Origin of the sequence: Pseudomonas sp. TH08, assembly GCF_016651275.1 — a bacterium.
GTDB lineage: Bacteria > Pseudomonadota > Gammaproteobacteria > Pseudomonadales > Pseudomonadaceae > Aquipseudomonas.
Genome location: NZ_JAEKEE010000005.1, coordinates 486,883 through 509,326, shown reverse-complemented (window position 1 = coordinate 509,326; position 22,444 = coordinate 486,883). Strand labels below are relative to the sequence as shown.

Genomic DNA, 22,444 nt, shown 5'->3' with positions numbered 1-22,444 from the left:
CGACCCTTATACGGCCATCAGATCCGCTTCTTTTTGCTTGGTGGCCGCATCGATATCAGCTTCAGCCTTGTCGGTGAGCTTCTGAATATCGGCAGCAGCGCGACGCTCTTCGTCCTCGCTGATTTCTTTGTCTTTAACCAGTTTTTTCAGTTCGCCCAGAGCATCGCGACGAATGTTTCGCACCGCAACACGTGCATCTTCCGCTGCGCTGCGCGCTTGCTTGGTGAAGCCCTTGCGGGTTTCTTCGGTCAGAGCCGGCATGGAAATCAGCAGCAACTCGCCCAGGTTGGTCGGGTTGAGGTTCAGGCCAGCGCTCTGGATGGCCTTGTCGACGGCGGCGAGCATATTGCGCTCGAAGGCCACGACCTGCAGGGTGCGCGAGTCCTTCACAGTGATGTTGGCCACTTGGGTGATGGAGGTGTCTGCGCCGTAGTACGGCACCATCACGCTGCCCAGAATGCTTGGGTGAGCCTTGCCTGTACGAATCTGACCAAATGCGTGGTTCAGGGAGTCCAGGGATTTCTGCATGCGCTCTTGAGCGTCTTTCTTGATTTCGTTGATCATTGTTGACCTTCCTCGATCAGGGTGCCTTCAGCGCCGCCATGGACGATGTTCAGCAGGGCACCGGGCTTGTTCATGTTGAATACACGCAACGGCATCTTGTGGTCGCGGCACAGGCAAATAGCGGTCAGATCCATCACGCCCAGCTTGCGATCCAGTACTTCATCATAAGTCAGATGATCGAACTTCTCGGCATGCGGGTCTTTGAACGGATCTGCGGTGTAGACGCCATCAACCTTGGTCGCTTTCAGCACGACGTCAGCATCGATTTCGATTGCGCGCAGGCACGCAGCCGAATCCGTCGTGAAGAACGGGTTACCGGTACCGGCGGCGAAAATTACCACGTCTTTGGAGTTCAGGTGACGCATGGCTTTGCGGCGATCGTAGTGATCGGTCACACCAACCATGGAAATGGCCGACATGACGATGGCCGAGATATTGGCGCGTTCCAGCGCATCGCGCATGGCCAAGGCGTTCATCACAGTGGCCAGCATGCCCATGTGGTCGCCAGTTACCCGATCCATACCGGCTTTGCTCAGGGCTTCACCGCGGAACAGGTTGCCACCGCCGATCACCAGACCGACCTGTACGCCGATGCCAACCAGTTGGCCGACTTCCAGCGCCATGCGATCCAGAACTTTCGGATCGATCCCGAACTCTTCCGAGCCCATCAGGGCCTCGCCGCTAAGCTTGAGTAGAATGCGTTTATAGCGAGCCTGATAACCACTGCCCTGCTGAGCCATTGCGAATCTCTCCTGCGGCGTATTTAAAAATTCTTTGCGAGCTGTTTACAGCTGGCGTTCACTCTAGCTTGGCGCTGCTTCAGCGCCATCGGAACATGGCTTTGTAAGTCAGTTCCAGGTGCAAACCAATAAAAATTGGTCACCCCATCTGAAAAGAGGCTGCGCGCGTGAGCGGGCAGCCTCTTTCGGCGACAGTTGAAAAAACTGTCTTATTGCTTGGCGGCAGCCAGCTGGGCAGCAACTTCTTCAGCGAAGTTGTCGACCGGCTTCTCGATGCCTTCGCCTACTTTGAAGTAAGTGAAGGAAACGATTTCAGCGCCAGCTTTCTTGGCCAGCTCGCCAACCTTGATTTCAGGGTTCTTGACGAACGCCTGCTCAACCAGGCTTGCTTCTGCCAGGAACTTGCTGATACGGCCTTTGACCATATTTTCAACAATGTTTTCTGGCTTGCCTTTTATTTTTTCTTCGTTCAGCTGCAGGAACACAGCTTTTTCGCGCTCGATAGCTTCAGGCGAAACTTCCGATGGCAGCAGGAACTCAGGGTTGCTGGCCGCTACGTGCATAGCGATGTCTTTGGCCAATTCAACGTTGCCGCCTTTCAGAACAACTGCAACACCGATCTTGTTGCCGTGCAGGTAGCCACCAACAACGTCGCCCTCTACGCGAACCAGACGACGGATGTTGACGTTTTCGCCAACCTTGCCGACCAGTACCAGGCGAGCAGCTTCTTGAGCTTCGATCAGCGGAGCAACATCAGTCAGCTTGTCGGCGAACGCTTTTTCAACGCTTGCAGCAACAAATGCCTTGAAGTCGTCCTGCAGAGCCAGGAAGTCGGTCTGCGAGTTCACTTCCAGCAGAACGGCAGATTTGCCGTCTTCTTTCAGAGCGATAGCGCCTTCAGCTGCTACGTTACCGGCTTTTTTGGCAGCCTTGATTGCGCCCGAAGCACGCATGTCATCAATGGCTTTTTCGATGTCGCCGTCAGCCTTTTCCAAGGCTTTCTTGCAATCCATCATGCCTTCGCCGGTACGCTCGCGCAGTTCTTTAACCAACGCTGCAGTAATTGCTGCCATTTTCAAATTCCTCTTGGATAGGTTTTCAACCATTCCACCCGATCGAACGGGCGTTCAATTCGTCCCGAGCCCCACCTTGTAGCTGCTGCACGTTACAGATCCTGTAGCTGCGCCGCCAACAAATGGTTTTCGAGGTGGCAAAAAGGGGGCCAAGCCCCCTTTTTGCTTACTGAGTCAACGCCAGGGCGTCAGTTACTCAGCTGCAGCCTGAGTTTCTTCAGCTGCGAATTCTACAGTGCCGCCGCCAACATTGTTGCGACCACGGATTACTGCGTCAGCCATCGAACCCATGTACAGCTGGATAGCGCGGATTGCGTCATCGTTGCCTGGGATGATGTAGTCAACGCCTTCCGGGCTGCTGTTGGTATCGACAACGCCGATTACCGGGATGCCCAGCTTGTTGGCTTCGGTGATCGCGATGCGCTCGTGGTCAACGTCGATCACGAACAGTGCGTCTGGCAGACCGCCCATGTCCTTGATGCCGCCCAGCGAACGATCCAGCTTCTCAAGATCACGAGTGCGCATCAGCGCTTCTTTCTTGGTCAGCTTGGCGAAAGTACCGTCTTCGGCTTGAACTTCAAGGTCACGCAGACGCTTGATGGAAGCACGAATGGTTTTGAAGTTGGTCAGCATGCCGCCCAACCAGCGGTGATCGACGTACGGCGAGCCGCAACGTGCTGCTTCTTCAGCAACGATCTTGCCAGCGGAACGCTTGGTGCCGACGAACAGAATCTTGTTTTTGCCCTGGGCCAGACGCTCTACGAAAGTCAGAGCTTCGTTGAACATTGGCAGGGTTTTTTCAAGGTTGATGATGTGAATCTTGTTACGCGCGCCGAAAATGTACTTACCCATTTTCGGATTCCAGTAACGGGTTTGGTGACCGAAGTGCACACCGGCCTTCAGCATATCGCGCATATTGACTTGGGACATGATAGTTCCTTAATAAGTCGGGTTTGGCCTCCACGTATCCCAATGACCAACCAGTGGCATAAAGCCAAAAGCACCCAGGTCATCGTGTCGACACGTGTGTGGATTTAAGCCTTTCGGGGTATCCCCGGAAAGCGGCGCATTTTATACCACAGGGTGCGCAGAAACGGAACCCGAAATCTGTATTCGCACCAAGGACATGGGCGCAGCCCCCTTGGAATCGGCTTCAAACGCACCATTGTATAGAGAGAAGCGATGCACGCAGGGGCGGATTTGCTCCTTCCGTCTGTTAGAATCGCGTTTTTCAGGGTCGCAAAACGCACACCTGCCACCCTATCCGTATCAGCAAGCGCCGCCGAGCGCAGAGAGAGCCTGTATGACCGTCAACCTCAAAACCCCCGAGGACATCGCTGGCATGCGTGTCGCCGGCAAACTGGCCGCCGATGTGCTGGAAATGATTGCCGAACATGTCAAACCAGGCGTGACCACGGACCAACTGAACCAGATCTGCCATGACTACATCGTTGATGTGCAGCAGGCCATCCCTGCCCCGCTCAACTACAAGGGCTATCCGAAGTCGATCTGCACCTCGATCAACCACGTGGTGTGCCACGGCATCCCGAACGACAAACCGCTGAAAAACGGCGATACCCTGAACATCGACGTGACCGTCATCAAAGACGGCTACCACGGCGACACCAGCCGCATGTTCCACGTCGGCGAAGTGCCAGTGTGGGCCGAGCGCCTGTCGCAGATCACCCAGGAATGCATGTACAAGGCGATCGAGATCGTCAAACCCGGCTGCCGCCTTGGCGACATCGGTGAAGTGATCCAGAAGCATGCTGAAAAGAACGGGTTCTCGGTGGTACGCGAGTTCTGCGGCCACGGCATCGGCAAGGTGTTCCACGAAGAACCGCAGATCCTCCACTACGGCCGCGCCGGTACCGGCATGGAGCTGAAGGCTGGCATGACCTTCACCATCGAGCCGATGATCAATCAGGGCAAGGCCGACACCAAAGTATTGGGCGACGGCTGGACCGCGATCACCAAGGACCGCAAGCTCTCGGCGCAGTGGGAACACACCCTGCTGGTCACCGACACCGGTTACGAAATCTTCACCTTGCGCGCCGACGACACCATCCCGCGCGTCTCGGCCTGATCCACTCAACGCTCCCAGCCTTATAGAAGGAAAGCCAATCGATGCCGCAGGTGGATCCCGAACTCTTCGACCGCGGCCAGTTCCAGGCTGAACTGGCCCTGAAAGCGAGTCCTATTGCAGCGTTCAAGAAGGCGATCCGCCAGGCCCGCGACGTGCTCGACACGCGTTTTCGCAATGGCCGCGACATCCGCCGCCTGATCGAAGACCGTGCCTGGTTCGTCGACAACATCCTGCAAAAGGCCTGGGAGCAGTTCAGCTGGAGCGACGACGCCGACATCGCGCTGGTCGCGGTCGGCGGCTACGGCCGGGGTGAATTGCACCCGTATTCCGACATCGACTTGCTGATCCTGCTGGACAGCGCCGATCACGAAGTTTTCCGCGACTCCATCGAACGTTTTCTTACGCTGCTGTGGGACATCGGCCTGGAAGTCGGCCAGAGTGTGCGCTCGGTCGATGAATGCGCCGAAGAAGCGCGCGCGGACCTGACGGTGGTAACCAACCTGATGGAAAGCCGCACCATCTGCGGCCCCGAACGCCTGCGCCAGCGCATGCTCGATGTCACCAGCACCGCCCACATGTGGCCGGCCAAGGAGTTCTTCCTGGCCAAGCGCGCCGAACAGAAGGCCCGTCACCACAAGTACAACGATACCGAATACAACCTGGAACCCAACGTCAAAGGCTCACCCGGCGGACTGCGGGATATCCAGACGATTCTTTGGGTTGCCCGGCGCCAGTACGGCACGCTCAACCTGCGCGCCCTAGCCGGCGAAGGTTTCCTGGTCGAGAGCGAAAACGCCCTGCTCGCCTCCTCGCAGGAATTCCTCTGGAAAGTGCGCTACGCCCTGCACATGCTGGCGGGCCGCTCCGAGGATCGGCTGCTGTTCGATCATCAGCGCACCATTGCCGGCTTGCTTGGCTTTGAAGGCGACGACGCCAAACAGGCCGTCGAAAACTTCATGCAGCAATATTTCCGCGTGGTCATGAGCATTGCTCAGCTCAGCGACCTGATCATCCAGCACTTCGAAGAGGTCATCCTCGCGCCGGAAGACGAAGCGCCGCCACAGCCGATCAACTCGCGCTTCCAACTGCATGACGGCTATATCGAGGCGCGCAACGACAACGTGTTCCGCCGCACGCCGTTCGCCATGCTCGAGATCTTCGTGCTGATGGCGCAGCAGCCTGAAATCAAAGGCGTGCGCGCCGACACCATTCGTCTGCTGCGCGAGCACCGTCACCTGATCGACGACAACTTCCGTAACGACATTCGCAACACCAGCCTGTTCATCGAGCTGTTCAAGTGCAAAATCGGCATTCACCGCAACCTGCGGCGGATGAACCGTTACGGCATTCTCGGGCGATATCTGCCGGAATTCGGCTTTATCGTCGGGCAGATGCAACACGACTTGTTCCACATCTACACAGTCGATGCGCACACGCTGAACCTGATCAAACATCTGCGTAAGTTGCAGTACACCCAGGTGTCGGAAAAATTCCCGCTGGCCGCCAAGCTCATGGCCAAGCTGCCCAAGCCCGAACTCATCTACATGGCGGGCCTGTACCACGACATCGGTAAAGGCCGGCATGGCGACCACTCGGAAATCGGTGCGGTTGATGCCGAGGCGTTCTGCCAGCGCCATCAGTTGCCCGTGTGGGACAGCCGCCTGATTGTCTGGCTGGTGCAGAACCATCTGGTGATGTCGACCACCGCGCAGCGCAAGGACTTGTCCGACCCGCAGGTGATTCACGACTTCGCGCAAGCGGTTGGCGATGAAACCCGCCTCGATTACCTCTACGTGTTGACCGTCGCCGATATCAACGCCACCAACCCGACGCTGTGGAACTCATGGCGCGCCAGCCTGTTGCGCCAGCTCTACACCGAAACCAAGCGTGCCCTGCGCCGAGGTCTGGAAAACCCGGTGGATCGCGAAGAGCAGATCCGCCAGACCCAAAGCGCCGCACTGGACATTCTGGTGCGCGGCGGCACCGACCCGGACGACGTCGAACAGTTGTGGGCGCAGTTGGGCGATGACTATTTCCTGCGCCACACTGCTGGCGACGTGGCCTGGCACAGCGACGCGATCCTGCAGCAGCCGGTCGATGGCGGGCCGCTGGTGCTGATCAAGGAGACCACCCAACGCGAGTTCGAGGGCGGCACGCAGATCTTCATTTATGCACCGGACCAGCATGACTTCTTCGCCGTGACCGTGGCGGCGATGGATCAGCTCAACCTGAACATTCACGACGCCCGGGTTATCACGTCGAGCAGCCAGTTCACCCTCGACACCTACATCGTGCTCGATAACGAAGGTGAATCCATCGGCGACAATCCGGCGCGGGTCAAGCAGATCCGCGAAGGCCTGACCGAAGCGCTGCGTAATCCGGACGACTATCCGACGATCATTCAGCGTCGCGTGCCGCGTCAGCTCAAGCACTTTGCCTTCGCACCCCAAGTGACGATCCACAACGACGCCCAGCGCCCGGTGACAGTGCTGGAACTCACCGCACCGGATCGTCCAGGCCTGCTGGCGCGAATCGGCGGGATCTTCCTGGAGTTCGACCTGTCGCTGCAGAATGCCAAGATTGCGACCTTGGGCGAGCGGGTGGAAGACGTGTTCTTCATCACCGACGCGCATAACCAACCGTTATCCGACCCGTTGCTGTGCAGCCGTTTGCAGGATGCGATCGTTGAGCAACTGAGCGTCAATCAGGAACCGGATATCAAGCTTTCGCGAATCAGTATTTGAATCAATGAATTTCCCCTGTGGCGAGGGGATTTATCCCCGTTGGGCTGCGAAGCGGCCCTAAAACCATTCACTGCGATTTGACTGAAAGTCCGCGCGCACAGGTTTTACGACTGCTTCGCAGCCGAACGGGGATAAATCCCCTCGCCACTATGGCTCCCCTTTCACACTTGAAGAGGCCCCAATGAACAACGCTCTGAACCAGCTCCAGCCCTACCCGTTCGAGAAGCTTCGTGCCTTGCTCGGCACCGTCACGCCGAACCCGGACAAACGCCCGATCGCCCTGTCGATCGGTGAGCCGAAACACCGCTCGCCAGGTTTTGTCGCGGAGGCGCTGGCAAACAGTCTGGATCAGATGGCGGTGTACCCGACCACCCTCGGCATTCCAGCCCTGCGCGAAGCCATCGCCGGCTGGTGCGAGCGTCGTTTCGGCGTGCCGAGCGGCTGGATCGACCCGGCGCGCAACGTACTGCCGGTCAACGGTACCCGTGAAGCGTTGTTCGCGTTCACCCAGACCGTGGTCAACCGTGGTGACGACGCGCTGGTGGTCAGCCCGAACCCGTTCTATCAAATCTACGAAGGTGCTGCGTTCCTCGCCGGAGCCAAGCCTCACTACCTCCCGTGCCTCGACGAGAACGGCTTCAACCCGGATTTCGATGCGGTTTCGCCGGACATCTGGAAGCGCTGCCAGATCCTGTTCCTGTGCTCGCCGGGCAACCCGACCGGCGCGCTGATCCCGGTCGATGTGCTGAAAAAACTCATCGCCCTGGCTGACGAATACGACTTCGTGATCGCTGCGGACGAGTGCTACAGCGAGCTGTACTTCGATGAGCAAACTCCGCCGCCAGGCCTGCTCACCGCTTGCGTAGAACTGGGCCGCAAGGATTTCAAACGTTGCGTGGTGTTCCACAGCCTGTCCAAGCGCTCGAACCTGCCGGGCCTGCGCTCCGGTTTCGTTGCCGGCGACGCCGACATCCTCAAGGGTTTCCTGCTGTATCGGACCTACCACGGCTGCGCGATGCCGGTGCAAACACAACTGGCCAGCGTCGCTGCATGGAATGACGAAGTGCATGTACGCGCCAACCGTGCGCTGTATCGCGAGAAGTTCGACGCGGTACTGGAGATTCTCGGCCCGGTGATGGACGTACAACGTCCGGATGGCAGTTTCTACCTGTGGCCGAATGTGCAAGGCGATGATGCCGCGTTCTGCCGCGACCTGTTCGCCGAAGAGCACGTGACCGTGGTGCCGGGTTCCTATCTTTCCCGTGACGTGGATGGCGTCAATCCGGGGGCGGGTAGAGTACGGATGGCACTGGTCGCGCCATTGGCAGAATGCGTGGAAGCCGCAGAACGCATTCGTGACTTCATTATCCGACATCGCTCGTAAAACTTATATCCCGCACGGTGCAATGCCGTGCGGGAATACATAAACACGAACCGCGCTCACTCTTTAGCTTATTACTCCTGAAACCTCTCAAACTTAACCTTATTCAAAGTTGCAAACTGCAACACAAACAACCACCACAAACTTTCGCAAACCATTATCTTCCGCCCAGCACCTATTTTAATAACTCGCAAGTTATCGCCATGCGAGAAGTGCCTGACAAACAACAACCCAACATAACGGAAGATAAAATGGCCAAACTATTTAGTTGCGCAACCCTCATACCAACTGAGGATCAATCCACAGATTCGAATAATACTGGGAGTCACCGCGAAAAGCGCAGCATCGCCTACGACACGCATTTCTGGCCGCAACATTCAACTTTAAAAGTAGGCTTTTTTGTAGAAGATCAAGATTTTATCTACCTTCTGAAATCAACGATCAAAGCCTGGACCCCGTACATCAATCTGAAGATAGAGTTCATTGACGATGTAAAAAAAGCACACATCCGAATATCGGACAGCCCACTCCACAATCGGGGAAATTGGTGCATTGTGGGAATAGGCGCATTAAATATACCCAAAGACCAACCCACCATGCATTTCGAGGTAGAGCCAGACGATTCACTTGAGGACCTGGAGAGAACCATTTTGCATGAATTTGGTCACGCACTTGGTTTGGCACACGAACATCAGCACCCAGATGCCACCATTGACTGGAATTTGCCTTACGTCTACAAACACTACAAAGAACGACATGGTTGGGCGAAAGAGATCACCTACGAACAAGTATTGAAGAAAATGGACAGAAGCCAACAACACGCAGTACCTTACGACCAAGATTCGATTATGCATTACGACTTCCCAGGCTTCCTGGTCTGGAATAAAGAAAATATCTTGGGTGGCATGCTCCTTTCAAATAAAGACATAGAGTTCATCAAAAAAGTCTATCCACCAAAATAGACTCCACGCCCGCAAAGGCACTTCCGATCACGGTATTTATAGAATCATCAATAGCGCCCAGGCATTTAAGTAAGCGCCCGACATTAATTTGAAATACGTCTTTCCCGACGTCAAGGAAAACATTTGCAATAGTTTACCCCCGCCCGCTGCGACACGCAGGGCGGGGGGTTGTTATCCGTATCAAGTTACAACTTCGACCAGCCAGAAAGTACAAAGCCTATTACCTTTACACTTCCAATACGCGACGCCTTACGGACCAAGGCGCAACGTTCATAATCAATAAGGATATTGACCATGCACACCCGTCATTTTGTAAGAATGCTGGAGCCCGGCATTCGCCAGGTACACGCCCGAGAAGACCTCACACCGGGAACGCGCCTCAGGCGCTCAGTCGCTTACTCGGACAGTCTCTGGGAAAACGCCAGTACGGTGACCTTCTCTTTCAAGGACGGCACGCCTGAAGATCTTCGTGTAAGGATCGAATTCTGCATTCGGCAATGGGAGCCCTACATCAGCCTCGCGCTCGAACTGGTAGATGACGGCGGCGGCCAGATCCGCATCGCAGTGGAAGGCAACGACAGTTACTCGGCCATTGGCACATGGGCCCTGCAAGAGGATCCGGACGAGCCCACCCTGGTAATAGGCAAGGCCACTGACGACCCTTTTTTCGAGCAAACACTGCTGCATGAATTCGGCCATGCGCTGGGATTTCATCATGCGCACCTTCATCCCGACGCCAACATCCCGTGGGACAAAGCCGCCGCCTATGATTTCTTCAAAAAGAACCATGGCTGGAACAAGGCTCAGGTTGATCACAACTTCTTCAACCTTGACCCCAGGCAGTCGGAATTCCTCGGCACCTACGATAGACACTCCATCATGCATTACCCGACGCCCGACTTTCTGACCCGCAAGAAATGGGATATCGGCAACAATATGGTCCTCAGCGAAGGGGACAAGCGCTTTGCCAGAAAGGCTTATCCCGCGCTCAACTACTGGGCACTGCCTATTTCACCTGACCCAGATTCGCTTCACTCAAATCAAGCTCACCCAGCACCTCACGCAATACGTCATCGCCAATCTCGTGATGACGGCTAAGGCTATAGAGTTCCAGGCGTTGCGCCCGCAGCGCCTTCAAACGCAAACGCCGTTCCAGCAGATCCATCTGAAACGCCATCGCCTGGGCTTCGGCGGAATCGTTGAACACTTCGAGCTGATGACGATATTCGGACATGATCCGCGCCTTGAGCTCCGCTGCCAGCGCCGCGTGTGCGGCATCCTGCGGCGGCAGCTCTTCGGTTTCCAGCGCGTGGATCGCCGCTTCGGCGGTCTTGCGCCAGGCATCGCGGACTTCCTGGCGCCGCTTGTCGTCCGGGCTCTTTTCGATGCCGCGCAGCAACAGTGGCAGCGCGATGCACGCCGACACCAGTGATAGCAAGATCACCCCCGCGGCGATGAAGATCAGCAGGTCGCGCTCGGGAAATGCGTCCGCCCCCATCAACATCGGCACCGACATCACACCCGCCAGCGTCACCGCGCCGCGCACACCGCCGACCGTCAGCAACCAGCAGGAACGTGCGGTTGGCACTTGAGTCAGCTCGCCTTTACCGCGCCAACGCCGCAGCAATACCGACAAACGCCAGATGCTCTGCACCCAGATAAAGCGCAACAGCACCAACGCGAGGAAAATCGCCACGACGTCGAGGCCGCGATAGAACAATGTTGGCCACAACGTCGGTTCATGGCTGACCACGGCTTTGATGATGTCCGGCAATTGCAGACCGAGCAGCAGGAAGATCAACCCGTTGAAGGCGAATTCCAGCAGTGACCAGACGCTGCGATTGAGCAAGCGGGTGCTGGTCTGACGTGGCAGCAGATCGAGCCAGCTCTGCATCATCCCAGCCGCCACCGCCGAAAGAATGCCCGACACGCCGAGGCGTTCAGCCAATACATAAGCAGCGAACGGCAGCAGCAACATGAACACCACGTGGGTCGCCGGGTCGTCCCAGCCGCGCGCGATCATCCACGTACGCAAACGCCCGACTAGCCAACTCAACGCCACGCCGACCGCCAAACCACCAAGCGCCACCACGACAAAGGTCAGGCTGGCGTTGGTCAGCGAGAACACCCCGGTAATTGCTGCGGCCAAGGCGAACTTGAACGTCACCAGACCCGAGGCATCGTTCATCAGCGCTTCGCCCTGCAACATATGCATCAATGGCGTGGGCAAACGGTTTTGCGAAATTGCCGAGACGGCCACGGCATCCGTTGGCGACAGAACAGCGGCCAATGCGAAAGCCACCGGCAATGGAATCGTTGGCAGCAACCAGTGGATGAAATACCCGGCCCCCACCACCGTGAACAGCACCAGCCCGACCGCCAGCGTCAGAATCGGCCCACGCAAATGCCAAAGTTCACGTTTGGGCATGCGCCAACCATCGGAAAACAGCAGCGGCGGCAAGAACAGAAACAGGAACAGTTCGGGATCAAGGGCGACATGCAGCCCCAGCGTCGGCCAGGCCAACAAGGCACCGGCGGCGATCTGCACCAGAGGCAGTGGCAGCGGGATGACGCGTCCGACCAAACGGGAGACGCTGACCAACATCAGCAGGATCAGGACGGTGTAAGCAGTTTGCATAAAGCGAAAATCTCAGACGATCGACAGCGTTGAACTGCCATATTAGCCGCTTAGGCTGCGTAAGACCGTTGCACCTATGTCGCAGCCCTGCAACATATCCCCTTGTAGGAGTGAGCCTGCTCGCGATAACGGTTTAACGTTCAACAAAGTCAGTGGCAGGTAAATCGCCATCGCGAGCAGGCTCACTCCTACAGGGTTTTGCGGTGGGAAATCGACCTCAGGCGCCGCGAAACCGTTTGGTCATGGCATAATCCGACACCATTTTTCTCCAGCACCTGTAAAGGGGGCGATTCCTTGACCGATTCAAGTAAAACGTTGCACCTTTTCGGCATCAAAGCCTGCGACACCATGAAGAAGGCGCGCACCTGGCTCGATGAACACGCTGTCAGCTATGACTTTCACGATTACAAAACCGCCGGTATCGACCGCGAACACCTGACTCAGTGGTGTGACGAGCACGGCTGGCAAACGGTGTTGAACCGCGCAGGCACGACCTTTCGCAAACTCGACGACGAACGCAAAGCCGATCTCGACCAATCGAAAGCCATCGAACTGATGCTCGCTCAACCCTCGATGATCAAGCGCCCGGTGCTCGATCTCGGTGACCGAACCCTGATTGGCTTCAAGCCAGATATCTACGCGGCCGCTCTGAAGTAAGCAGCCCGTCACTCTTTGTAGAGGTATTCACATGTCCAACTCCCTGTTCAGCATTGCCTTCGGTGTCGGCACGCAAAACCGTCAAGGCGCCTGGCTCGAAGTGTTCTACGCACAGCCACTGCTCAATCCTTCGGCCGAACTGGTCGCTGCCGTTGCGCCGATCCTTGGTTACACCGAAGGCAACCAGGCCATCACCTTCACCACCGCACAGGCTGCGCAACTGGCTGAAGCGGTCAAGGGCATCGACGCCGTTCAAGGCAAACTGCTGACCCGTCTGGCCGAGAGCCACAAACCGCTGGTCGCCACCCTGCTGGCTGAAGACGCGCAGTTGACCTCGACGCCTGAGGCCTACCTCAAGCTGCACCTGCTGTCGCACCGTCTGGTCAAGCCGCATGGCGTGACCCTGGCCGGGATTTTCCCGCTGCTGCCAAACGTAGCGTGGACCAGCCAGGGCGCGATCGACCTGAGCGAACTGACCGAAATGCAACTGGAAGCCCGTCTGCGTGGCGAGCTGCTGGAAGTGTTCTCGGTGGACAAGTTCCCGAAAATGACCGACTACGTGGTACCGGCCGGTGTGCGTATCGCTGACGCCGCGCGTCTGCGCCTGGGCGCTTACGTCGGTGAAGGCACCACCGTGATGCACGAAGGTTTCATCAACTTCAACGCAGGCACCGAAGGCCCGGGCATGATCGAAGGCCGCGTATCCGCTGGCGTCTTCGTCGGCAAGGGTTCGGACCTGGGCGGCGGTTGCTCGACCATGGGCACCCTGTCGGGCGGTGGCAACATCGTGATCAAGGTTGGCGAAGGCTGCCTGATCGGCGCCAACGCCGGTATCGGTATTCCGTTGGGCGACCGCAACACTGTTGAGTCGGGCCTGTACGTCACCGCCGGCACCAAGGTTGCTTTGCTGGACGAGAACAACAACCTGGTCAAAGTCGTGAAGGCGCGTGAGCTGGCGGGTCAGACCGACCTGCTGTTCCGTCGCAATTCTGAAACCGGTGCTGTGGAATGCAAAACCCACAAATCGGCGATCGAACTGAACGAAGCGCTGCACGCTCACAACTAAGTGCCGCAGGCACTTGTGGGAGCGAGCCTGCTCGCGAAGCTTTTGGCGTCCATATGGGCGCCTTCGCGAGCAGGCTCGCTCCCACAGTGTCTTGTGTACACCCCGCCCAAGTTCACAGGGCTGAACAGATGATGATTCCCTCCCCCTGGCGTGCCGATTTCCCGGCCATCGCCGCGCTGCAACGACAAGACCAGACCTATCTGGACAACGCCGCCACCACACAAAAACCGCAAGCCCTGCTCGACGCACTGACGCATTACTACGCCAATGGCGCAGCCAACGTGCATCGTGCGCAACACCTGCCCGGCGCTCACGCGACGCAGGCGTTCGAGGACAGTCGGCTGAAGGTTGCCCAGTGGCTGAATGCCGGTGACAGCGGGCAGATCATCTTTACCCACGGCGCCACCAGTGCGCTGAACCTCCTGGCTTATGGCCTGGAACATCTTTTCCATCCGGGCGATGAAATTGTCATCAGCGCCCTGGAGCATCACGCCAACCTGCTGCCGTGGCAGCAACTGGCGCAACGTCGCCAACTGAAACTGGTGATCCTGCCGCTGGACGACGACGGCGTGATCGACCTCGCCGCCGCTGTCCATTTGATAGGCCCGCGCACGCGATTGCTGGCGGTCAGTCAGTTGTCCAACGTGCTTGGCGCCTGGCAGCCTTTACCGGCCTTGCTGGGCATGGCCAAGGCGCAAAACGCCCTGACCGTGGTCGACGGCGCCCAAGGCGTGGTGCACGGTCGGCACGACGTCCAAGCGCTCGGTTGCGACTTCTATGTGTTTTCCAGTCACAAGCTCTATGGCCCCGACGGCGTCGGCGTGTTGTTTGGGCGCAATGCTGCGCTCGAACAGTTGAAGCCATGGCAGTTCGGTGGCGAAATGGTGCTGGAAGCCAACTATCACGATTCACGCTTTCGCCCTGCGCCGCTGGGTTTCGAGGCCGGCACGCCGCCTATTGCCAGTGTGATTGGCCTCGGCGCGACGCTGGATTATCTGGCGGGGCTGGATCAGGACGCAGTGTCGGCTCATGAAGTGGCGCTGCATGACTACCTGCTGCGTGGCCTCGCCGCTCGCAATGGCATTCGTCTGCTCGGCAAGCCGCAACTGGCGCTGGCGAGTTTCGTCGTTGAAGGTGTGCACAACGCCGATCTGGCGCACTTGCTGACCGAACAAGGCATCGCTGTGCGCGCCGGACATCATTGCGCGATGCCGCTGTTGAAAAGCTTTGAGCTGGCCGGGGCGATTCGCGTGTCACTGGCGTTGTACAACGATTCGGAGGATCTGGAGCGCTTCTTTGACGCGCTGGATCAGGCGCTGGAGTTGTTGCGATGAGCCTGCCGATTGAGGCTGCCGAGGCGTTGCAGACTTTTCAGAAGGCGGCGGGCTGGGAGCAGCGGGCGCGGTTGTTGATGCAGTTTGGTGATCGCTTGCCGCCGTTGGATGACGCAGACAAGTGCGAGGCCAACCGGGTGCATGGCTGTGAGAGTCAGGTGTGGCTGGTGGGATCGTTGCGCGACGGTCATTGGCAATTCAGCGCCAGCAGCGATGCGCGGATGATTCGCGGGTTGGTGGCGTTGTTGCTGTTGCGGGTTAACGGCTTGTCTGCCGCTGAGTTACAGCAAGTTGATCTGCCAGACTGGTTCAATCAACTCGGCCTTTCGCGCCAGTTATCGCCCTCGCGCAGCAATGGCCTGAATGCTGTGCTAAAGCGAATGAATGAGCTGGCGGGTTGATCCTGTGGCGAGGGGATTTATCCCCGATGGGCTGCGAAGCGGCCCCTAAATCCTCACATGCGTTATGCCTGACACTCTGAGGAGCTGATCTGGGGGCGCTCCGCACCCCATCGGGGATAAATCCCCTCGCCACAAAATTTGCTAGCTTGTCGGTTTGACCCGCTCTGCCGGGCGCCGGACGCCAGCCACAATCTTGTCCACAGCCTTGGTTGCCGCGACCATGCCGAACGTCGCCGTGACCATCATCACCGCACCAAACCCGCCCGCGCAGTCCAGCTTCACGCCATCGCCGACAAAACTCTTCTGCAAACAAATGCTGCCATCCGGCTTCGGATAGCGCAGTTGCTCGGTGGAAAACACGCACGGCACGCTGTAATGACGGGTCACCGTGCGCGAAAAGCCATAGTCGCGGCGCAAGGTCGAACGCACTTTCGAGGCCAACGGATCATTGAACGTACGGTTCAAATCGCAGACCTGAATCAGCGTCGGATCAATCTGCCCGCCCGCGCCGCCGGTGGTAATGATCTGGATCTTGCGACGTTTGCACCAGGCAATCAGCGCTGCCTTGGCGTTGACCGCGTCGATGCAGTCGATCACGCAGTCGATGTTCGGCGTGATGTATTCGGCCATGGTCTCGCGGGTGACGAAGTCTGCCACCGCGTGCACCGTGCAATCGGGGTTGATCCCGCGCAGGCGCTCGGCCATTACCTCGACCTTGGGTTTGCCGACGGTACTGTCCAACGCGTGCAACTGGCGGTTGGCGTTGCTGACACAAACGTCGTCCAGATCAAACAGCGAAATCTCGCCGACGCCACAACGGGCCATGGCTTCCGCCGCCCAGGAACCAACGCCACCGACGCCGACAATCGCCACATGGGCCGCGCGCAAGCGCTCCAGGCCTTCGATGCCATACAAACGGGCGATGCCTGCAAACCGCGGATCTTCTGTACTCATGACCATTACCCCAAAAACCGGCGCGCATTATAGGGCTACACAGCGACAAGTTTTAAGCTTCCAGCTACAAGTGTAAGAACTTAAGTCAAAGTCGGCTGCCCAATGTCGGGCATTTCCCTATCAGATGTACGACTGGCGAACTGCCGGTGTAGGATGCGCGCCCCTCGGGCGTATAGCCGACCGATCCTTCGTTCCACAGCCTTTGGAACCCGAAATAGCTATGTCATCGCGTAAATTTGGACTCAACCTGGTGGTGGTTCTGGCAATCGCCGCCCTGTTCACCGGTTTCTGGGCACTGATCAACCGCCCGGTCTCCGCGCCCAACTGGCCGGAGCAGATCTCCGGTTTCTCCTATTCGCCATTTCAGCAGGGACAATTCCCACAGAAGGATCAGTATCCGTCTGACGACGAGATGCGCCGCGATCTGGAGATCATGAGCAAGCTGACGGACAACATCCGCATCTACTCGGTCGACGGCTCCCTACAGGACATCCCGAAACTGGCTGAAGAGTTCGGCCTGCGCGTGACCTTGGGGATCTGGATCAGCCCCGACCAGGAACGTAATGAACGGGAAATCCAGCGCGCCATCGAACTGGCCAACACCTCGCGCAGCGTGGTTCGCGTGGTGGTCGGCAACGAAGCGATCTTCCGCAAGGAAATCACCGCCGAACAACTGAGCGTGCTGCTTGATCGCGTGCGCGCGGCGGTGAAAGTGCCGGTGACCACGTCCGAGCAATGGCACGTCTGGGAAGAACACCCGGAGTTGGCCAAGCACGTTGACCTGATCGCCGCGCACGTTCTGCCGTACTGGGAATTCATTCCGGTGGATAAAGCCGGGCAGTTCGTCTTCGACCGTGCTCGCGATCTGAAAAAACTCTTCCCGAAAAAACCGCTGCTGCTCTCCGAAGTGGGCTGGCCGAGCAACGGCCGCATGCGCGGTGGTGCCGATGCGTCGCCGGCGGATCAGGCGATCTACCTGCGCAACCTGGTCAACAAGCTCAACCGCCAGGGCTTCAACTACTTCGTGATCGAAGCGTTCGATCAGCCGTGGAAGGCCAGCGATGAGGGTTCGGTCGGCGCGTATTGGGGAGTGTTCAACGCCGCGCGTCAGCAGAAATTCAACTTTGAAGGCCCGGTGGTGGCGATCCCGCAATGGCGCGTGTTGGCCATCGGTTCGGTGGTGTTGGCGCTGTTGTCGCTGACCCTGCTGATGATCGACGGCTCGGCGCTGCGTCAGCGTGGGCGGATTTTCCTGACCTTTATCGCCTTCCTGTGTGGGTCGGTGCTGGTGTGGATCGGTTACGACTACAGCCTGCAATACAGCACGTGGTTCAGCCTGACGGTGGGCTTCCTGTTGGCGCTGGGTGCGCTCGGGGTGTTCATCGTCTTGCTGACCGAGGCGCATGAACTGGCCGAAGCGGTGTGGATTCACAAACGTCGGCGCGAGTTCCTGCCGGTCGAGGGCGACTCCAACTATCGCCCGAAAGTCTCGATCCACGTGCCCTGCTACAACGAGCCGCCGGAGATGGTCAAACAGACCCTCGACGCGCTGGCCGCGCTCGATTACCCGGACTACGAAGTCCTGATCATCGACAACAACACCAAGGATCCGGCGGTGTGGGAGCCGGTGCGCGATTACTGCGCCACCCTCGGCCCGCGCTTCAAGTTCTTCCACGTCTCGCCGCTGGCCGGTTTCAAGGGCGGCGCGCTGAACTACCTGATTCCGCACACCGCCAAGGATGCCGAAGTCATCGCCGTGATCGACTCCGATTACTGCGTGCACCCGAAATGGCTCAAGCACATGGTGCCGCACTTCGCCGACCCTAAAATCGCTGTGGTGCAGTCGCCGCAGGATTATCGCGACCAAAACGAAAGCACCTTCAAGAAGCTCTGCTACGCCGAATACAAAGGCTTCTTCCATATCGGCATGGTCACCCGCAACGACCGTGACGCGATCATTCAGCACGGCACCATGACCATGACCCGGCGCTCGGTTCTGGAAGAACTGGGCTGGGCCGACTGGTGCATCTGTGAAGACGCCGAACTCGGTCTGCGCGTATTCGAAAAAGGTCTGTCGGCGGCGTATTACCACGACAGCTACGGCAAGGGGCTGATGCCGGACACCTTTATCGACTTCAAGAAGCAGCGTTTCCGCTGGGCCTATGGTGCGATTCAGATCATCAAGCGTCACACCCGCAGCCTGCTGCGCGGCAAGGACACCGAGTTGACGCGCGGCCAGCGTTACCACTTCCTCGCGGGCTGGTTGCCGTGGGTCGCGGACGGCATGAACATCTTCTTCACCGTCGGCGCGTTGTTGTGGTCGGCGGCGATGATCATCGTGCCGCAACGGGTCGATCCGCCGCTGCTGATCTTCGCAATCCCGCCGCTGGCGCTGTTCGTGTTCAAGGTCGGCAAGATCATCTTCCTGTATCGCCGCGCCGTCGGCGTGAACCTGAAAGATGCATTCTGTGCAGCACTCGCCGGGCTGGCGTTGTCGCACACCATCGCCAAAGCGGTGCTGTACGGCTTCTTCACCACCAGCATCCCGTTCTTCCGTACGCCGAAAAACGCCGATAACCACGGCTTCTGGGTGGCGATTTCCGAGGCACGGGAAGAGCTGTTCATCATGTTGCTGTTGTGGGGTGCGGCGCTGGGGATCTATCTGGTCAACGGCATGCCGAGCAATGACATGCGTTTCTGGGTGGTGATGTTGCTGGTGCAGTCGCTGCCGTATCTGGCGGCGCTGATCATGGCGTTCCTGTCGTCGCTGCCCAAACCTGCGGCCAAGCCTGAAGCGGAACCGGCCGTCTAAATCCTCATCGATGCACTAAACGGCGGCCAATGGTCGCCGTTTTGCTTTAAGATAACCGCCATTTTGCGGGGCTCTTCCTAATCCCTGTGGGAGCGAGCATGCTCGCGAAGGCTTTGTAACATTCACCGATTATGTTGACTGACACACCGCATTCGCGAGCAGGCTCGCTCCCACATTGATACCGTGCCCACATTCATGATCTTCGGAGTTTTCCATGACGGCCCACGCCGACCTTTCGCCGACCCTCCAACTCGCCATCGACCTGATCCGCCGTCCGTCCGTGACGCCGGTCGACGCCGATTGCCAGAAGCAGATGATGCAGCGCCTGGGCGATGCCGGTTTCACCCTCGAGCCGATGCGCATCGAAGATGTGGATAACTTCTGGGCGACCCACGGCAACAACGACGGCCCGGTGCTGTGCTTCGCCGGCCACACCGACGTGGTGCCGACCGGTCCGGTGACCGCATGGCAAATCGCCCCGTTCAACGCGCTGATCGATGAACACGGCATGCTCTGCGGCCGTGGCGCGGCGGACATGAAAGGCAGCCTGGCGTCGATGACCGTGGCTGCCGAGCGCTTCGTCGCCGACTACCCGAACCACAAGGGCAAGGTCGCCTTCCTGATCACCAGCGATGAAGAAGGCCCGGCGCACCACGGCACCAAGGCTGTGGTTGAACGTCTCGCCGCGCGCAATCAACGTCTGGACTGGTGCATCGTCGGCGAACCGTCGAGCACTACGCTGGTCGGCGACGTGGTGAAAAACGGCCGTCGCGGCTCGCTCGGCGCCAAGCTGACCGTTCGCGGTATCCAGGGCCATGTGGCTTATCCACACCTGGCGAAGAACCCGATCCACCTCGCCGCTCCGGCGCTCGCCGAACTGGCCGCAGAGCATTGGGATCACGGTAACGATTTCTTCCCGCCGACCAGTTTCCAGATCTCCAACGTCAACTCCGGCACCGGCGCGACCAACGTGATTCCGGGTGATCTGGTGGCGCTGTTCAACTTCCGCTTCTCCACCGAATCGACCGTTGAAGGCCTGCAGAAGCGCGTCAGCGACATCCTCGACAAGCATGGTCTGGATTGGCACATCGATTGGGCGCTGTCCGGCCTGCCGTTCCTCACCGAACCGGGCGCACTGCTCGACGCGGTGTCGTCGAGCATCAAAGACATCACCGGGCGCGAGACCAAAGCCTCCACCAGCGGCGGCACCTCCGATGGTCGTTTCATCGCGACCATGGGCACGCAAGTGGTTGAACTGGGCCCGGTCAACGCGACCATTCACCAGGTCAACGAGCGCGTGCTGGCAGCCGATCTCGACGTGCTGACCGAGATCTACTACCAGACCCTGATCAAGTTGCTCGCCTGATGCTTGCTTGCCCCATTTGCAGTGAACCGCTGAATGCGGTGGACAACGGCGTGGTCTGCCCCGCCGGACATCGATTTGACCGTGCGCGGCAGGGTTACCTCAACCTGCTGCCGGTGCAGCACAAGAACAGCCGCGACCCTGGCGACAATCAAGCCATGGTCGAGGCGCGTCGTGACTTCTTGAACGCCGGGCATTACGCGCCGGTGGCCAAGCGTCTGGCGGAACTGGCGGCCAGTTATGCGCCGGATCGCTGGGTCGACATCGGTTGTGGCGAAGGCTATTACACCGCGCAGATCGCTGAGGCCTTGCCGAACGCTGATGGTTACGCGCTGGACATCTCCCGCGAAGCGGTCAAACGCGCCTGCAAACGTAATCCCGCGCTGACCTGGTTGATCGCGAGCATGGCCCGCGTGCCGTTGGCCTCGGGCAGTTGCCAGTTTCTCGCCAGCGTCTTCAGCCCACTGGACTGGGAAGAAGCCAAGCGTCTGCTCAGCGTTGGCGGCGGTCTGATGAAAGTCGGCCCAACCAGCGGCCATCTGATGGAACTGCGTGAACGTCTTTATGACGAAGTGCGCGAATACACCGACGACAAGCATCTGGCCCTGGTGCCGGAAGGCATGGCGCTGGCGCACAGTGAAACTCTGGAATTCAAGCTGACCCTGGACAAGCCCGAGGATCGCGCCAACCTGTTGGCGATGACGCCCCACGGCTGGCGTGCCAGTGCCGAACGCCGCGCGGCGGTGATCGAACAGGCCGAGTCGTTCGTGACCACCGTGTCGATGCGCTACGATTATTTCGTTCTTCAATAACTTTTGGTCTCGGGCGAACGCCCGTGGCCGGCTAAATCCGCGAATGGATTTTTCAAACCCGCAGTGAGGACATCCATGCGCCAACCGGATATCGAGATTTACCTGAAAGACGCCGACGTCGACCACAAGGCCATTTCGGCCTGGCTGGGCGAAGCGCTAGGCCCGTGCAGCGATTGGGTACAAAAAGGCCAGACCTACAAGTGCAAGGCCGGCAACGTGCCCGTGACCTGGCTGCCGAAAGCCGTGGGCAAGTGGAACAGCCTCTACCTGGAAAGCGATGCAACCCCATGGGATGACGACATCGCCTGCGCCCGCGCAGCCTTTGCTGCGCTGAACGTCGAAGTGCGTTGCGCGCCGGGGACGTGGGTCGAGGAAGAAGGGGAAGAGACCGCGGATCGCTGGATGCGCATCAGCATTGACGGTGAAGAAGAGATCACCTGGAAAACCGCTTAAACACAGATCCCATGTAGGAGTGAGCCTGCTCGCGATTGCGTAGTGCCAGTCAATATCAATGTTGACTGATACACCGCAATCGCGAGCAGGCTCACTCCTACAATGGTTTTTGGCATTCTCGAGGTTTGCGTTACAGGCCTACCACATCCTCAGCCTGCAAACCCTTCTCGCCGGTGATCACCGCGTACTCGACCTGCTGGCCTTCGGTCAGCGAACGATGCCCTTCGCCGCGGATCGCGCGGTAGTGCACGAACACGTCCACCCCGTCTTCGCGCTGAATGAAGCCGTAGCCCTTGGCGTCGTTGAACCACTTCACGTTGCCGGTTTCACGTGTTGCCATCTGTTCATACTCCTTTTTTATTATTGAACAGGCTTTTCGCAGGAAAGCCTTTGAGGAACGTCAG

Annotated in this window: 20 protein-coding genes; 13 read left to right on the top strand and 7 right to left on the bottom strand. The window is 58.5% G+C overall.

Features of this window, described 5'->3' with window-relative positions:
• Positions 1 to 6 precede the first annotated feature (6 nt).
• The 4 genes from frr to rpsB form a co-directional block, all read right to left on the bottom strand.
• Entirely contained in the window at positions 7 to 564 is a 558-nt protein-coding gene (gene frr, locus JFT91_RS25765) for a ribosome recycling factor (protein WP_201146706.1), read from the bottom strand.
• Positions 561 to 1,304, bottom strand: a complete 744-nt coding sequence (gene pyrH, locus JFT91_RS25760; protein WP_003222124.1) for a UMP kinase — start codon at positions 1,302 to 1,304, stop codon at positions 561 to 563. The genes frr and pyrH overlap by 4 nt, the downstream gene beginning before the upstream one ends.
• Positions 1,305 to 1,513: 209 nt before the next feature.
• Complete coding sequence (gene tsf, locus JFT91_RS25755) at positions 1,514 to 2,377, bottom strand: translation elongation factor Ts (RefSeq protein WP_201146705.1); 864 nt, start codon at positions 2,375 to 2,377, stop codon at positions 1,514 to 1,516.
• Positions 2,378 to 2,569: 192 nt separating this feature from the next.
• Positions 2,570 to 3,307 carry a 30S ribosomal protein S2 gene (rpsB, locus tag JFT91_RS25750; protein ID WP_095189367.1) on the bottom strand — a complete coding sequence of 246 codons (738 nt, stop codon included), beginning with the start codon at positions 3,305 to 3,307 and terminating at the stop codon, positions 2,570 to 2,572.
• A 373-nt stretch (positions 3,308 to 3,680) separates the two neighbouring features.
• On the opposite strand from rpsB, the gene map reads away from it, so the two are divergent.
• The 5 genes from map to JFT91_RS25725 all read left to right on the top strand — a co-directional run bounded on the left by map (position 3,681) and on the right by JFT91_RS25725 (position 10,648).
• Positions 3,681 to 4,463 carry a type I methionyl aminopeptidase gene (map, locus tag JFT91_RS25745; protein ID WP_201146704.1) on the top strand — a complete coding sequence of 261 codons (783 nt, stop codon included), beginning with the start codon at positions 3,681 to 3,683 and terminating at the stop codon, positions 4,461 to 4,463.
• 41 nt (positions 4,464 to 4,504) lie between these two features.
• The gene (locus JFT91_RS25740; RefSeq protein WP_201227766.1) at positions 4,505 to 7,207 is read left to right on the top strand and encodes a [protein-PII] uridylyltransferase; all 2,703 of its coding nucleotides are present in this window, start codon (positions 4,505 to 4,507) and stop codon (positions 7,205 to 7,207) included.
• A 181-nt stretch (positions 7,208 to 7,388) separates the two neighbouring features.
• On the top strand, positions 7,389 to 8,591 hold the full coding sequence (gene dapC, locus JFT91_RS25735) for a succinyldiaminopimelate transaminase (protein WP_201234254.1): 1,203 nt from the start codon (positions 7,389 to 7,391) through the stop codon (positions 8,589 to 8,591).
• Between the two features lie 248 nt (positions 8,592 to 8,839).
• The gene (locus tag JFT91_RS25730; protein WP_201234253.1) at positions 8,840 to 9,550 is read left to right on the top strand and encodes a M12 family metallopeptidase; all 711 of its coding nucleotides are present in this window, start codon (positions 8,840 to 8,842) and stop codon (positions 9,548 to 9,550) included.
• A 294-nt stretch (positions 9,551 to 9,844) separates the two neighbouring features.
• Complete coding sequence (locus JFT91_RS25725; protein WP_242489362.1) at positions 9,845 to 10,648, top strand: M12 family metallopeptidase; 804 nt, start codon at positions 9,845 to 9,847, stop codon at positions 10,646 to 10,648.
• Here the strand turns inward: JFT91_RS25725 and JFT91_RS25720 are convergent.
• Positions 10,557 to 12,188: a Na+/H+ antiporter gene (locus JFT91_RS25720; RefSeq protein WP_201234252.1), complete on the bottom strand. Its 1,632-nt coding sequence runs from the start codon at positions 12,186 to 12,188 to the stop codon at positions 10,557 to 10,559. The genes JFT91_RS25725 and JFT91_RS25720 overlap by 92 nt on opposite strands.
• A 294-nt stretch (positions 12,189 to 12,482) precedes the next feature.
• Between JFT91_RS25720 and JFT91_RS25715 the strand changes: the two genes are divergently transcribed.
• From JFT91_RS25715 to JFT91_RS25700, 4 genes are all read left to right on the top strand, one after another.
• Positions 12,483 to 12,845, top strand: a complete 363-nt coding sequence (locus JFT91_RS25715; protein WP_201227771.1) for an ArsC family reductase — start codon at positions 12,483 to 12,485, stop codon at positions 12,843 to 12,845.
• Between the two features lie 31 nt (positions 12,846 to 12,876).
• Entirely contained in the window at positions 12,877 to 13,911 is a 1,035-nt protein-coding gene (dapD, locus tag JFT91_RS25710) for a 2,3,4,5-tetrahydropyridine-2,6-dicarboxylate N-succinyltransferase (RefSeq protein WP_201234251.1), read from the top strand.
• A gap of 128 nt (positions 13,912 to 14,039) precedes the next feature.
• Positions 14,040 to 15,245, top strand: a complete 1,206-nt coding sequence (locus JFT91_RS25705; protein ID WP_201234250.1) for an aminotransferase class V-fold PLP-dependent enzyme — start codon at positions 14,040 to 14,042, stop codon at positions 15,243 to 15,245.
• Entirely contained in the window at positions 15,242 to 15,646 is a 405-nt protein-coding gene (locus JFT91_RS25700) for a SufE family protein (RefSeq protein WP_201234249.1), read from the top strand. Before JFT91_RS25705 ends, JFT91_RS25700 begins: the two co-directional genes overlap by 4 nt.
• 141 nt (positions 15,647 to 15,787) lie before the next feature.
• Here JFT91_RS25700 and tcdA read toward each other — a convergent pair whose 3' ends face one another.
• Entirely contained in the window at positions 15,788 to 16,600 is an 813-nt protein-coding gene (gene tcdA / locus JFT91_RS25695; protein WP_518524896.1) for a tRNA cyclic N6-threonylcarbamoyladenosine(37) synthase TcdA, read from the bottom strand.
• 220 nt (positions 16,601 to 16,820) lie between these two features.
• Between tcdA and JFT91_RS25690 the strand changes: the two genes are divergently transcribed.
• The 4 genes from JFT91_RS25690 (at position 16,821) to JFT91_RS25675 (ending at position 22,040) form a co-directional block, all read left to right on the top strand.
• Positions 16,821 to 19,412 (top strand): glycosyltransferase, encoded by a 2,592-nt coding sequence (locus tag JFT91_RS25690; protein ID WP_201227775.1) that lies wholly within the window; start codon positions 16,821 to 16,823, stop codon positions 19,410 to 19,412.
• Positions 19,413 to 19,626: 214 nt separating this feature from the next.
• Complete coding sequence (dapE, locus tag JFT91_RS25685) at positions 19,627 to 20,778, top strand: succinyl-diaminopimelate desuccinylase (RefSeq protein ID WP_201234247.1); 1,152 nt, start codon at positions 19,627 to 19,629, stop codon at positions 20,776 to 20,778.
• Positions 20,778 to 21,587: a putative RNA methyltransferase gene (locus JFT91_RS25680; RefSeq protein WP_201234246.1), complete on the top strand. Its 810-nt coding sequence runs from the start codon at positions 20,778 to 20,780 to the stop codon at positions 21,585 to 21,587. Before dapE ends, JFT91_RS25680 begins: the two co-directional genes overlap by 1 nt.
• Before the next feature lie 75 nt (positions 21,588 to 21,662).
• Complete coding sequence (locus JFT91_RS25675) at positions 21,663 to 22,040, top strand: hypothetical protein (RefSeq protein ID WP_201234245.1); 378 nt, start codon at positions 21,663 to 21,665, stop codon at positions 22,038 to 22,040.
• Between the two features lie 130 nt (positions 22,041 to 22,170).
• Here JFT91_RS25675 and JFT91_RS25670 read toward each other — a convergent pair whose 3' ends face one another.
• A complete protein-coding gene (locus tag JFT91_RS25670) occupies positions 22,171 to 22,380 on the bottom strand; it encodes a cold-shock protein (RefSeq protein ID WP_007908870.1) in 210 nt (69 codons plus the stop codon).
• Between the last annotated feature and the right edge of the window lie 64 nt (positions 22,381 to 22,444).